Origin of the sequence: Solirhodobacter olei (assembly GCF_004010155.1) — a bacterium.
Classification (GTDB): Bacteria; Pseudomonadota; Alphaproteobacteria; order Rhodobacterales; family Rhodobacteraceae; genus Solirhodobacter; species Solirhodobacter olei.
In genome coordinates, this window is sequence record NZ_RRYH01000007.1 from 196,731 (window position 1) to 209,466 (window position 12,736).

Consider the following 12,736-nt stretch of genomic DNA (forward strand, 5'->3'; position numbering starts at 1 on the left):
CGATGGACGACAGGAAGCCGGAACGCAGGGGGTTGGGGCGCGGGCTTTCGGCGCTGATGGCGGATATCTCGCCTGCGCCCGGGGCAGAGCAGGGCGCCGTGCGCCGGCCTGAGGCGATGGTGCCGGTCGAGAAGGTTCGCCCGAACCCCGATCAGCCGCGCCGCGATTTCCCGCCGGAGGCGCTGGAGGACCTGGCGAACTCGATCCGCACGCGCGGCATCGTTCAGCCGTTGATCCTGCGCGAGGATCCGACCGAGCCCGGCACCTACCAGATCGTCGCCGGGGAGCGGCGCTGGCGCGCGGCGCAGATGGCGCAGCTGCACGAGGTTCCGGCCCTGATCCGCAGCTACTCGGACACCGAGGTGCTGGAAGTCGCGATCATCGAGAATATCCAGCGCGCGGACCTCAACGCGGTAGAGGAGGCGGCAGGTTATCGCCAGCTGATGGAGCGTTTCGGCCATACGCAGGAGAAGCTGGCGGAGGCCCTCGGCAAGAGCCGCAGCCACATCGCCAACTCGATGCGCCTGTTGCACTTGCCGGACGAGGTGCTGACCTACCTTCGCCAGGGCCAGATCAGTGCGGGCCATGCCCGCGCGCTGATTACGGCCGAGGATCCGGTGGCACTGGCCGGCAAGATCGTCGCCCAGGGCCTTTCGGTGCGCGAGACGGAGGCGCTGGCCCGCAAGGGCGCCGCGCCGAAGGCCCGGAAATCAGGGTCTTCCAGCCGCTCCGAAGACAAGGATGCGGATACCCGTGCGCTGGAACAGGACCTTTCAGCCAATCTCGGCATGGCGGTGAAGATCGATCACGCGCCGGGGGCAGAGGGCGGGCGGATCACCATCGCCTACGACTCGCTCGACGCGCTGGACGATCTCTGCCGTATCCTGACCTCGAGCGCGCATCGCAGCACGATGTAGGCTCAGGCAAGCAATTCCCGCAGGACACCGTTCAGGACGATCCTGCCCTGGGGCGTGGCCACGATCCGGCCCGCCCCCTCGTCTATCAGCCCGAGACCAACCAAGTCTTTGATAGTGCTGGGTTTTATCTCTCCGCCTAGCGCCTCGTAGCGGCCAAGCTCGCTGCCCTCCGACAGGCGCAGGCTCATCATCAGGTATTCGGCGGCCTGGTCCTGGGGCGTCAAGGTCTCGGTCAGTCCGTCACCTGTGCCAAGCTTCTCCACCCGCTCCAGCCACGCGCCAGGCGCCTTCGGGGCCTCGACCGCCCATCGCCGCCCATCCAGCGTCAGCCGCCCGTGTGCCCCGGGGCCGATACCGGCATAGTCTCCATAGCGCCAATAGATCAGGTTATGGCGCGACTCAGAGCCTTTTTTGGCATGGTTAGAGACTTCATAGGCCGACAGCCCCGCCGCATCGCAAAGCTCCTGTGTCAGGGCATACATGTCGGCGGCACGGTCATCGTCGGGCAGACCCCTAAGCTTGCCGGCGGCAGCACGCGCGCCGAAGACGGTCCCATCCTCTACGGTTAGCTGGTAGAGCGAGAGGTGATCCGCCGCCAGCGCAAGCGCTTCGGACAGTTCCGCGCGCCACTCGGCTAGCGTCTGGTGCTGGCGGGCGTAGATCAGGTCAAAGCTCACCCGCTCGAAACAATCCCGCGCAACACCGAAGGCCGCGCGCGCCTCTGCCACCGTGTGCATCCGGCCAAGGCGCCGCAGGTCGGCGTCGTTCATCGCCTGCAGGCCCATGGAGACGCGGTTGACCCCGGCCTCGGCGTAGCCCCGGAAGCGCCCAGCCTCGACCGAGCCGGGATTGGCCTCCAGCGTGACCTCGATATCGTTGGCAGTGGTCCAGGTCGCCCGCACGGCATCCAGCACGCGCGCGACGAGGTCGGGATCCATCAGGCTGGGGGTCCCACCGCCGAAGAAGATGGTGTTGAGAATGCGCCCTTCCGTCAGCCGGCCGACGCGGGCGATCTCGGCCTCATAGGCGCGGGCCCAGCGGGACTGATCGATCTCCGCCGCGACATGGCTGTTGAAGTCGCAATAGGGGCACTTAGAGGCGCAGAACGGCCAGTGCAGGTAAAGCCCGAAACCGCCGTTCCGCCAGTCTTCCATTTCAGCCCCTGAAGGCCGTGACCTCGATCTCGATCTTCATCTCGGGGCGGATCAGCCCGGCGATGACCATCGTGGCCGCTGGCCGGATCTCCGACAGCGACTCCCCAAGCGCGGGAACGATCGAATCGACCAGCGCGGGATCGGTCACGGTGTACTGGACGCGGACGATGTCCGTCATCGCGAAGCCGGCCTCGGCCAGCGCCTTCCCGATGGTGGCAAAGCAGTTCCGTGCCTGGTCGGCCGGATCCTCGGGCATCGTCATGGTGCTGTAATCGTAGCCCGTGGTGCCCGAGACGAAGCACCAGTCGCCCTGCACCACGGCGCGGGAATAGCCCATGGTCGCCTCGAAGGGAGACCCGGAGGAGATCAGCCGCTTGCTCATTTGAACACGCCATCCACGAGTTTCTTGAACGCCACCGCGCGGTGGCTGATGGAGTTCTTCATCGCGGGTTCCATCTCGCCCAGGGTGCGGTTGTGGCCCTCGGGGCGAAAGATCGGATCGAAGCCGTGGCCCAGCTCTCCGCGCATCGGCCAGACAATTTGGCCCTGGACCTCGCCGGTGAAGACCTCGTCATGCCCGTCGGGCCAGGCCATCACCAGCGTGCAGGTGAACTTCGCCCGGCGCGGGAAGGGCGCCTTGATGTCCTCGAGCTTCTGCCAGACCTTCTCCATCGCCATGACGAAGTCGCGCGTGCCGTCCTCGGCCTTGGCCCAGTCGGCGGTGTGAACGCCCGGCTTGCCGCGCAGGGCTTCCACTTCAAGCCCGCTGTCGTCGGCGAGGGCGGGAAGCCCCGTCGCCTGTGCTGCGGCATGGGCCTTGATCTTGGCATTGCCCTCGAAGGTCAGCTCGGTCTCTTCCGGCTCAGGCAGGCCCAGCTCCTTCACCGAGATCACGGCCAGAGGGAACTTCGCCAGCAGCAGCCGGATCTCTTCCAGTTTCCCCGCGTTATGCGAGGCCAGGACCAGCTTATCGCCTTCAAAACGTCGCATCAGATCGCCGCCTTCTGTGCCGCCACGAGCGCGCTTATGCCCGTCTCTGCGAGATCGAGCAAAGCCGACATCTCGTCGCGGCTGAATGCCGCGCCCTCTGCCGACATCTGCACTTCCACCAGCCGGCCCGCGCCGGTCATGACGAAATTTCCATCGGTTCCGGCTTCGCTGTCCTCGGCATAGTCGAGATCCAGCACGGTCTGGCCGCCGTAGATCCCGCAGGAAACGGCCGCGACATGGTCGACGATCGGATCCGAGGACACGATACCGGCCTTCATAAGCTTGTTCGCCGCCAGCCGCAGCGCGACCCAGCCACCAGTGATCGCGGCGCAGCGGGTCCCACCATCGGCCTGCAGCACATCGCAGTCGATGGTGATCTGCCGCTCGCCAAGCGCCACCCGGTCCACCCCTACACGCAGCGAGCGACCGATAAGCCGTTGAATTTCCTGCGTTCTGCCAGACTGCTTGCCCGCCGCCGCCTCGCGCCGGTTGCGCGTGTTGGTGGCGCGCGGCAGCATGCCGTATTCCGCCGTGACCCAGCCGAGGCCGGTGTTCTTCAGGAACGGCGGGGCGCGTTCCTCCAGCGTCGCGGTACACAGCACATGCGTATCGCCCACCTTGATCAGGCAAGAGCCCTCGGCGTGTTTGGTGATCCCGGTTTCGATTGAAATCGGCCTCATGTCGCCTATCTGTCTGCCGGACGGCCGCATCAGGGGCTCCTTGTAAAACCTCGCCGTCCCATAGCCCCGGCCCGGGCCGATATGCAACCCTGATTGACCTCCTCCGCCCGCGGCCTTTAATGGACCACGGCCCCGAAAAGCAGGATCGGATGACCGACGAACCGAACATTCTGGCAGAGCTCAACGAACGCTCGCGAGAGGTTTTTCGCCGCGTGGTCGAGGCTTACCTCGCCTCCGGCGGCCCCGTCGGCTCGCGCAGCCTGACCCGCACGATGAGCGAGAAGGTCTCCGCTGCGACGATCCGCAACGTGATGCAGGATCTCGAATATCTCGGCCTTCTGGGCAGCCCCCACATTTCGGCCGGCCGGATGCCGACGCAACTTGGCCTCCGGATGTTCGTCGACGGACTCATGGAACTCGGCAACGTTGCCGAGGACGACCGCGAGAAGATCGACGCCACGCTCGGCGGCAAGGACGGCGATGTCAGCGTGCTGCTGGAACGCGTCGGATCCGCGCTGTCGGGCCTGACCCACGGCGCCAGCCTCGTCCTGGCGCCGAAACGCGAAGCCCCGATCAGGCATATCGAATTTGTCAGCCTTGCTCCCGACCGCGCGCTTGTCGTGCTCGTCTTCGGCGACGGCCATGTCGAGAATCGCGTCTTCGTCCCGCCGCAGGGGCAGACCCCGTCCTCCATGCGCGAGGCGGCGAATTTCGTGAACGCGCTCGCCGCCGGGCGGACGCTGGCCGAGCTGCGCCAGTCGCTTCGCACCGAGATCGCCAGCCGCCGGCAGGAGATCGATTCGCTTGCCGCGGAGCTGGTGGAAAGCGGCCTTGCCGTCTGGGGCGCGGGCTCGGGCGGGGAGGAGCGGCTGATCGTCCGGGGCCGCGCCAATCTGCTCGACGCGGCAAGCGAGGAGGACCTCGAACGCATCCGGATCCTGTTCGACGACCTGGAACGCAAGCGCGACATCGTCGACTTCCTCCAGCTCGCCGAGGAGGGCGAGGGCGTACGTATTTTTATCGGCTCCGAGAACAAGCTTTTCTCACTTTCGGGTTCCTCTCTGGTCGTCTCTCCCTATATGAACGCTGACCGGAGAATCATCGGCGCCGTGGGCGTGATCGGGCCGACGCGGCTGAACTACGGCCGCATAGTTCCGATCGTCGATTACACGGCGCAATTGGTGGGGCGGCTCCTGTCCGACCCCGGCAAGGGATAGGAAATGGCAGACGACGTGAACACAGAGGAGAATGCCGCGGACCAGATGGCCGCGGACCTGCAGGACGCCGCGGCAGAGGCCGCCGGCGAGATCGAGGCGCTGCGCGCGGAGCGTGACGACCTGCGCGACCGGCTGATGCGGACGCTGGCCGACAGCGAGAACGCCCGCAAGCGCGCCGACCGCGATCGCCGCGAGGCGGAGCAGTACGGCGGCTCGAAGCTCGCCCGCGATATGCTTCCGGTCTACGACAACCTGCGCCGCGCCCTCGACCACGCGACCGAGGATCAGAAGGCCGTCTCCGGCCCGCTTCTGGAAGGCGTGGAACTGACGCTGCGCGAGCTTCTGAACGTATTTACCAAGCACGGCATCACGCTGATCGCACCGAAGGTCGGCGAGACCTTCGACCCGAAGGAACATCAGGCGATGTTCGAGGCCCCGGTGCCCGGCACCAAGGCCGGCGCCATCATCGAGGTCATGGGCGAGGGCTTCATGCTCCACGACCGGCTTCTGCGTCCGGCGCAGGTCGGCGTGTCGTCGAACCCGGGCTGACGCCGAAGGCCGGGGGCGCTGCCCCCGGACCCCCGGAGTATTTCTGCCAAGAAAAATCGGAAGGCGCTCAGTCCCTATTCGGGAGAAGCGCCCTCAGGTCGTAGATCACCCGCAGCGCTTCCAGAGGGGTAAGCTCGTCCGGGTGCAGCTCGGCCAGGCGCGACTCGACCGCTGACGTCTTCGCCACCGCCACGGCGCGCGGGGCAGGGGGCGTGGCGGCGAACAGCGGCAGCTCGTCGATCAGCGCCTCTTTCTTCGTGCCGCCTTCTCGCTCGCCCTTTTCCAGCGCCTCAAGAACGATCCGGGCCCGCGACACCACCGCATCGGGCAGCCCGGCGAGCCGCGCCACCTGCACCCCGTAGGATCGATCCGCCGCGCCCTTCCGCACCTCGTGCAGGAAGATCACGTCCCCTTCCCACTCCCGCACCGTCACCGTGGCGTTCTCGACTCCCGCCAGCCGCCCGGCCAGCGCCGTCATTTCGTGGTAATGCGTCGCGAAAAGTGCGCGGCAGCGGTTCACGTCATGCAGATGCTCCAGCACCGCCCAGGCGATCGAGAGCCCGTCATAGGTCGCCGTACCGCGCCCGATCTCGTCAAGGATCACCAGCGCCCGGTCATCGGCCTGGTTCAGGATGGCGGCCGTCTCGACCATCTCGACCATGAAGGTCGACCGGCCGCGGGCAAGATCGTCCGCCGCCCCGACCCGGCTGAAGATCTGGCTCACCAGCCCGACATGGGCCGAGAGCGCGGGGACGAAGCTGCCCGCCTGCGCCAGCAGCGCAATCAGGGCGTTCTGGCGCAGGAAGGTCGACTTCCCCGCCATGTTCGGCCCGGTGATGAGCCAGATCGCCGGCGTGCCCCCGGCCGTCAGCGCGCAGTCATTGGCCACGAACGGCGCGCCGCCCTGCCGCCGCAGCGCGCGCTCCACCACCGGATGCCGCCCGCCGACAACCTCGAAGGCGCGGCTATCGTCCACCTTCGGCTCCACCCAGTCCTCGCCCGAGGCGAGATCGGCGAAACCCGCCGCCAGGTCGATGTCCGCCAGCCCGCGCGCGGCCGCCGCGATTGCTGTCGCGGCCTCCAGAATGGCACCCTTCAGGCCGTCATAGAGCCTCTTTTCAATCTCCAGCGCCCGCGCCCCGGCGTTGAGGATCTTGGTCTCAAGCTCGCTCAGCTCCAGCGTGGTGAAGCGCACCTGGTTTGCCGTGGTCTGGCGGTGGATGAACTTTTCCGACAATGGCGGCGATAGCATCTTCTCGGCATGGACCGCCGTCGTCTCGATGAAATATCCCAGCACGTTGTTGTGCTTGATCTTCAGGCTGCCGACCCCGGTTTCCGCGGCGTACTCGGCCTGCATCCGGGCGACCACGCCGCGCCCCTCGTCGCGCAGCGCCCGCGTCTCGTCCAGCTCCGCATCATGGCCTACCGCGATGAACCCGCCGTCGCGCGCCAGAAGCGGCGGTTCCGCCACTAGCGCCGCGTCCAAAAGGACGAGCAGCGCCTCGTGCCCGACGAGCGCCGCGGCCGCATCGGCCAGAAGCTCCGGCACATCGCCCGAAAGCCGCCCGGCGACCTGGCCCGCCTGCTCCAGCCCATTTCGGATCGCCGCGAGGTCACGCGGCCCGCCCCGATCGAGCGCCAGCCGGGACAGCGCCCGGTCCATATCCGGCACCCGCCGCAGCGCCTCGCGCAGGGCGCCGCGCAGCCCGGCCTCCTCAAAAAGATGCCGAACCGCCGCCAGCCGCCGCCGGATTTCCACCAGATCCCGCGAGGGGCCGGAGAGGCGCCGCTCCAGCAGCCGCCCGCCCGCCGCCGTAACGGTCCGGTCGACGGCGGCAAGCAGCGAGCCGTCCCTCTCGCCCGAGAGCGAGGCCGAAATCTCAAGGTTCCGCCGCGTCGCCGCGTCGATCTGCACCCGGCCCTGCGCCGCATCCTTCACCGGTGGGCGCAGAAGCGGAAGTTTCCCCTTCTGGGTAAGCTCCAGATAGGCGGTGATCGCCCCCAGCGCCGAAAGCTCTGCCCGCGAGAACCCGCCGAACGCATCCAGACTCGCCACGCCCCAGAGCGCGCAGAGGCGTTTCTCCGCACCATCGGAATCGAAACTCGCTCGCGCCAGCGGAGTGATCGCGGCGCCGGATTCAGTGACTGTACCGGCCCAATCGCTCTCCCGCACCTCGCTGATAAGCACCTCGCGCGGCGCGAGGCGCGCCAGCTCCGGCCCCAGCCGCACGGGCGGGCAGGGGGCCACCATCAGCTCTCCGGTAGAGATGTCGACCCAGGCCAGTGCCGCGGCATCGCGCACCTCGGCGAAGGCGGCGAGGTAGTTGTGCCGCCGCGCCTCCAGCAGGCTTTCCTCGGTCAGGGTGCCGGGCGTGACCAGCCGCACCACCTCGCGCCGGACCACGGACTTCGATCCGCGCTTCTTCGCCTCGGCCGGGTCCTCCATCTGCTCGGCGATGGCGACGCGGAACCCCTTGCGGATCAGTTGCAGCAGATAGCCCTCGGCCGCGAAGACCGGCACACCGCACATGGCGATATCCTCGCCCAGGTGCTTGCCGCGCTTGGTCAGCGCGATGTCCAGCGCCTCGGCGGCGGCCACCGCATCGTCGAAGAACATTTCGTAGAAATCGCCCATCCGGTAGAACAGAAGCGCGTCCGGATGCTGCGCCTTCGTCTCCAGATACTGCGCCATCATCGGCGTCACGGCTGTGTCGCTGGCCATGTCTGTCCCCCGAAATTCCGGTGAACCTATCCAAGGCCAGAGGGCGGGAAAAGCCGAAAACCGGCAGGGCGTTGCCGCACGCCCCGACGCGGGCTACAGCTTGGCCAGTATCAGGACAGTGAGGCCCCGAATGGATCATGTCAGCGCCCACCAGGCGGAAGAGGACGCCCGAAACGAAAGCCTCAAGATCCACGTCAACGGAAAGATCGTGCCGAAGGCAGAGGCGGTCGTCAGCGTCTATGACAGCGGCTTCATGCTGGGCGATGGGGTTTGGGAGGGACTAAGGCTCTATCACGGCCGGTTTGCCTTCCTCGACGAACATCTCGACCGGCTGTTCGAGGCGGCGAAGGCGATCGACCTCGACATCGGGATGACCCGGGCGGAGGTGATCCAGGCGCTCGAAGACCTGCGCCACGCGAACGGGATGGAGAGCGACGCCCATGCCAGGCTGATGGTGACGCGGGGCCCGAAGACGCGGCCGTTCCAGCACCCGTCGCTGTCGCAATCCGGGCCGACTGTGGTGATCATCATGGAGCACTCGAAGCCTGTGCTGCCGCGGCCGATCCGGCTGGCGACCGTGCCGCATATCCGCGGTTTGCCGATGACGCAGGACCCGAAGCTGAACTCGCATTCCAAGCTGAACTGCATCCTCGCCTGCATCGCGGCGGAAAAGGCCGGTGCGGACGAGGGGCTGATGCTGGACATCCACGGCTTCGTCTCGACCACGAACTCCTGCAATTTCTTCATCGTGCGCAAGGGCGAGGTCTGGACCTCGACGGGCGATTACTGCCTGAACGGGATCACGCGGGGGAAGGTGATCCAGCTTTGCCGCGCGAATGGAATTCCGGTGTTCGAGCGGAACTTCTCGCTGGTCGATTGCTACGGCGCGGACGAAGCCTTCATCACGGGCACCTTCGGCGCCCAGGCGCCGGTGGCCGAGATCGACGGCCGGGTGATCGGGACCGGTGAGCTCGGCCCGGTCACCGCCCGGATCCGGGAGCTGTACAAGTCGCTGGTGAACGCCTGAGGGGTATATCAAGAATGGTATGGGAAACCTGATATGCATACCAGAATTGCTATGTGGTCCGGTCCTCGGAACCTGTCCTCGGCGATGATGTACGCCTTCGCCCAGCGTGCGGATTGCGCGGTCTGGGACGAGCCCTTCTATGCCGCCTACCTTCAGGCCAGCGGCATCGACCATCCGATGCGCGAGGCGGTGATCGCGGCAGGAGAGGCCGATGCAGTGAAGGTGGCGCAGGCCTGCCTGGGTCCAATTCCGCAGAAAAAGACCCTGTTTTACCAGAAGCACATGACGCTTCACATGGTGCCGTCCTTCCCCCGGGGCTTCATGCGCTCCTGCACCAACGTGTTCCTGATCCGGCATCCGGCGCGGGTCGTGGCGTCCTATGCGAAGAAGCGCGAGGCGCCGACGCTGGCGGATATCGGCTTTGTCCAGCAGGCCGCGCTGTTCGACGAGGTCGCGGGCTGGCTGGGCCACGCCCCGCCGGTGATCGACAGTGCCGACATTCTGGACAAGCCGCTGGAATCGCTTACGAAACTCTGCGATGCGCTGGGCATTTCCTTCGATCCGGCGATGCTCGCCTGGCCCGCCGGGCCGAAACCCTATGACGGCGCCTGGGCCCCGGTCTGGTACGGCGCTCTGCACCAGTCGACGGGTTTCCAGCAGGGCGAGAGCGCGCTGCCGGAACTGCCGCCCGCCTATGGCGCGCTGGCCGAGGCGGCGATGCCACATTACGAGCGGCTGGCGGCGCACAAGCTTTGAACGAAAAAGGGGCCGGCGAACCGACCCCTTAAAATTCCTTCTTCGCCAGCGTCTTACTCGAACCGCGCGTTCCGCGTGGCGATCAGCTTCAGGCGCAGCGCATTGAGCTTGATGAAGCCCTGCGCGTCCTTCTGGTCGTAAGCGCCGGCGTCTTCCTCGAATGTGACGTGCTTCTCGGAATAAAGCGAGTGATCCGACCAGCGCGCCACGGTGCGGGCGGAGCCTTTGTAGAGCTTCACGCGGACTGTGCCGGAGACATGCTCCTGGCTCTTGTCGATCAGGGCCTGCAGCATCTCGCGCTCGGGCGAGAACCAGAAGCCGTTGTAGATCAGCTCCGCGTAGCGCGGCATGATCGAGTCCTTCAGGTGGCCCGAGCCCGCATCGAGCGTGATCTGCTCGATGCCGCGGTGGGCCTCCAGCAGGATGGTGCCGCCGGGGGTTTCGTAGAGGCCGCGGGACTTCATGCCGACGAAGCGGTTCTCCACGAGGTCGAGGATGCCGACGCCGTGCTTGCCGCCGAGCTCGTTGAGCTTGGTCAGGATCGTCGCGGGGCTCATTGCCTTGCCGTTGATCGCGACCGCGTCACCCTTTTCGAAGGTGATCTCGACCATCTCGGGCGCGTCGGGCGCGTCTTCCGGGCGGGTGATGCGCTGAAGCACGTAATCCGGCGCCTCGTCGGCCGGGTTTTCCAGCACGCGGCCCTCCGAGGAGGTGTGAAGCAGGTTGGCGTCGACCGAGAAGGGCGCCTCGCCGCGCTTGTTCTTCGCGATCGGGATCTGGTGCGCCTCGGCGAATTCCAGAAGCTTGGTGCGGCTGGTCAGGTCCCATTCGCGCCAGGGCGCGATGACCTTGATCGCCGGGTTCAGCGCATAGGCAGAAAGCTCGAACCGGACCTGGTCGTTGCCCTTGCCGGTGGCGCCATGGGCCACGGCATCGGCACCGGTGGCCGCCGCGATCTCTACCAGCCGCTTGGAGATCAGTGGCCGCGCGATGGAGGTGCCAAGCAGGTAAAGCCCTTCGTAAAGCGCGTTGGCGCGGAACATCGGGAAGACGAAGTCGCGGACGAATTCCTCGCGCACGTCCTCGATATAGATGTTTTCCGGCTTGATCCCGAGGAGTTCGGCCTTGGCCCGGGCGGGTTCCAGTTCTTCCCCCTGGCCGAGGTCGGCGGTGAAGGTAACAACCTCGCAGCCGTATTCGGTCTGTAGCCATTTCAGGATGATGGAGGTGTCGAGCCCGCCGGAATAGGCGAGAACCACTTTCTTCGGCGCGGACATGGGCAGACCTCCCTTGGGGCAAACAGCGCGCGATTATCGCGAATTGAGGGTGAGGGCAAGCGGCGGTCGGCCGGTGCGGGCGTCGGGTCAGGCCGCGCCGTTGACACCTCCGGCCCCCTGCGGTTTCACTGCGCCACAGCAAAGGGGGGCCGATGCAGGCGATCCGGATTTACACCCATTCGATCCGGCAGGTCAGCCGCAACCTCGGCCCCGCGCTGCGGATCACGCTGGCACCGATGCTGTTGCAGGACGTGGCGATCTCCGTCGCGGAGCATTTCACGCAGCCGGCGGGGACCGTGAAGGACCTCGCCCAGTCGCCGCTGCCAATCGCGATCCTGGCCGCGCTTCTGGCCGTCACGATCTTTTGCAGTTCCTGGATGGCCGTGGCCTGGCACCGCTTCGTGCTGATGGCGGAACTGCCCGGGGGGATCCTGCCGCCGGTTCATGCAGAGCGCATGGTAGCCTATATCGGCCGCTCGCTATTGCTTGGCCTGTCGCTGGTGGCGGTGGAGTTTTCCGGCGCCGTGATGCTGATGCTGTTCTCCGGGATGCTGGGGGCGGTGAGCCGGGCCCTGGCCCTTCTGGTGCTTGTGCCGGGCGGGATCGCGCTTCTGGTGGTTCTGTTCACCATCTTCTACCGGCTCAGCGTGATGCTGCCGGCGGCGGCGCTGGGCGCGGATGCGAGCCTGAAGACCGCCTGGGAGGCAACGGAGGGCGCAAGCGTGACCCTGTTCACCCTGGCCGCGCTGGTGGTCGGAACGGCCATCGTCCTGGTGCTGCCGCAGGCGATTTTCTACCGCGCCGGGCTGATGGTTTTCGCCATCGTCTGGCAGGTCGTGTCAGGCTGGGCGGTGATGCTTCTCATGTTGAGCGTGTTGACCACGGTTTATGGTTACTACGTGCAGAAGCGCACGCTGGTCTGAGGCGTAGCGGCCTCAGGCAACCTCGCCTGATCACATGCTGATGCCTATAAGGAACCGCTCCCGGGAGGCGAGATAGAGACGGATCACGGGGCCCGTGTCGATCTCTTCACCATGACCGGCGCGTTGCTCCTGGTCGAGGCAGAGGGCCGTGAGGTCCGAGAAGCCGAGGTTCAGCGCACTGCCGCGCAGGAAGTGGAGATCCGCCTCCCGCGCCGACGGCGGCCCAGGGTAGGCGAGGCGGCGCGTGACGTCCTCCGCCTCCTGCATGAAGAGGCGGAGGACCTCCTCAAAGTCCTCCTCGCCGATCTCTTGGCGGAGGCAGTCGACGCGGTCCCAATCAATCATCTGCCACCCCCGTCATCCCCATCGCGGCGACCCCCTGGCGGGCCGGCCGGGGCAGTGTGGTGGACCGGGCTTAACGCGAGGTTGGGCGGGGCGGGGAAGTGCGGGGCATTTTATCGTTCACCCGTCCTTAAACTCGCCCGGGCAGGGTGCCGCCGGGGTTCAGTGGCGAGGGCAGGGTG

Annotated in this window: 13 protein-coding genes; 6 read left to right on the forward strand and 7 right to left on the reverse strand. The window is 66.6% G+C overall.

The window, feature by feature from the left end; all coding sequences use genetic code 11:
• The first annotated feature begins 2 nt into the window (after window positions 1–2).
• A complete protein-coding gene (locus EIP85_RS06470) occupies window positions 3–917 on the forward strand; it encodes a ParB/RepB/Spo0J family partition protein (protein WP_127901347.1) in 915 nt (304 codons plus the stop codon).
• Between the two features lie 2 nt (window positions 918–919).
• Here the strand turns inward: EIP85_RS06470 and hemW are convergent, their stop codons facing one another.
• The 4 genes from hemW to rph are packed head-to-tail and all read right to left on the reverse strand — an operon-like array spanning window position 920 to window position 3,771.
• Entirely contained in the window at window positions 920–2,071 is a 1,152-nt protein-coding gene (gene hemW, locus EIP85_RS06475; protein WP_127901348.1) for a radical SAM family heme chaperone HemW, read from the reverse strand.
• Between the two features lies 1 nt (window position 2,072).
• A complete protein-coding gene (locus tag EIP85_RS06480; protein WP_127901349.1) occupies window positions 2,073–2,453 on the reverse strand; it encodes a RidA family protein in 381 nt (126 codons plus the stop codon).
• The gene (gene rdgB / locus EIP85_RS06485; protein ID WP_127901350.1) at window positions 2,450–3,061 is read right to left on the reverse strand and encodes an RdgB/HAM1 family non-canonical purine NTP pyrophosphatase; all 612 of its coding nucleotides are present in this window, start codon (window positions 3,059–3,061) and stop codon (window positions 2,450–2,452) included. Before rdgB ends, EIP85_RS06480 begins: the two co-directional genes overlap by 4 nt.
• On the reverse strand, window positions 3,061–3,771 hold the full coding sequence (gene rph / locus EIP85_RS06490; RefSeq protein ID WP_127901351.1) for a ribonuclease PH: 711 nt from the start codon (window positions 3,769–3,771) through the stop codon (window positions 3,061–3,063). Before rph ends, rdgB begins: the two co-directional genes overlap by 1 nt.
• A gap of 119 nt (window positions 3,772–3,890) precedes the next feature.
• Between rph and hrcA the strand changes: the two genes are divergently transcribed.
• Together hrcA and EIP85_RS06500 are read left to right on the forward strand one after the other, a co-directional pair.
• Window positions 3,891–4,958, forward strand: a complete 1,068-nt coding sequence (gene hrcA / locus EIP85_RS06495; RefSeq protein WP_127901352.1) for a heat-inducible transcriptional repressor HrcA — start codon at window positions 3,891–3,893, stop codon at window positions 4,956–4,958.
• A gap of 3 nt (window positions 4,959–4,961) precedes the next feature.
• The gene (locus EIP85_RS06500; RefSeq protein WP_164871656.1) at window positions 4,962–5,507 is read left to right on the forward strand and encodes a nucleotide exchange factor GrpE; all 546 of its coding nucleotides are present in this window, start codon (window positions 4,962–4,964) and stop codon (window positions 5,505–5,507) included.
• Window positions 5,508–5,574: 67 nt separating this feature from the next.
• Here EIP85_RS06500 and mutS read toward each other — a convergent pair whose 3' ends face one another.
• Window positions 5,575–8,229 (reverse strand): DNA mismatch repair protein MutS, encoded by a 2,655-nt coding sequence (mutS, locus tag EIP85_RS06505; RefSeq protein ID WP_127901353.1) that lies wholly within the window; start codon window positions 8,227–8,229, stop codon window positions 5,575–5,577.
• Between the two features lie 130 nt (window positions 8,230–8,359).
• On the opposite strand from mutS, the gene EIP85_RS06510 reads away from it, so the two are divergent.
• Together EIP85_RS06510 and EIP85_RS06515 are read left to right on the forward strand one after the other, a co-directional pair.
• Window positions 8,360–9,256: a D-amino acid aminotransferase gene (locus EIP85_RS06510; protein ID WP_127901354.1), complete on the forward strand. Its 897-nt coding sequence runs from the start codon at window positions 8,360–8,362 to the stop codon at window positions 9,254–9,256.
• Between the two features lie 33 nt (window positions 9,257–9,289).
• The gene (locus tag EIP85_RS06515; protein ID WP_479681300.1) at window positions 9,290–10,012 is read left to right on the forward strand and encodes a sulfotransferase-like domain-containing protein; all 723 of its coding nucleotides are present in this window, start codon (window positions 9,290–9,292) and stop codon (window positions 10,010–10,012) included.
• 53 nt (window positions 10,013–10,065) lie between these two features.
• Here EIP85_RS06515 and EIP85_RS06520 read toward each other — a convergent pair whose 3' ends face one another.
• Window positions 10,066–11,289 (reverse strand): argininosuccinate synthase, encoded by a 1,224-nt coding sequence (locus tag EIP85_RS06520; RefSeq protein ID WP_127901355.1) that lies wholly within the window; start codon window positions 11,287–11,289, stop codon window positions 10,066–10,068.
• A 152-nt stretch (window positions 11,290–11,441) separates the two neighbouring features.
• Here EIP85_RS06520 and EIP85_RS06525 point away from each other — a divergent pair, with 152 nt between their 5' ends.
• Entirely contained in the window at window positions 11,442–12,212 is a 771-nt protein-coding gene (locus EIP85_RS06525; protein WP_127901356.1) for a hypothetical protein, read from the forward strand.
• 30 nt (window positions 12,213–12,242) lie between these two features.
• Here EIP85_RS06525 and EIP85_RS06530 read toward each other — a convergent pair whose 3' ends face one another.
• Window positions 12,243–12,557: an Hpt domain-containing protein gene (locus tag EIP85_RS06530; RefSeq protein ID WP_127901357.1), complete on the reverse strand. Its 315-nt coding sequence runs from the start codon at window positions 12,555–12,557 to the stop codon at window positions 12,243–12,245.
• Between the last annotated feature and the right edge of the window lie 179 nt (window positions 12,558–12,736).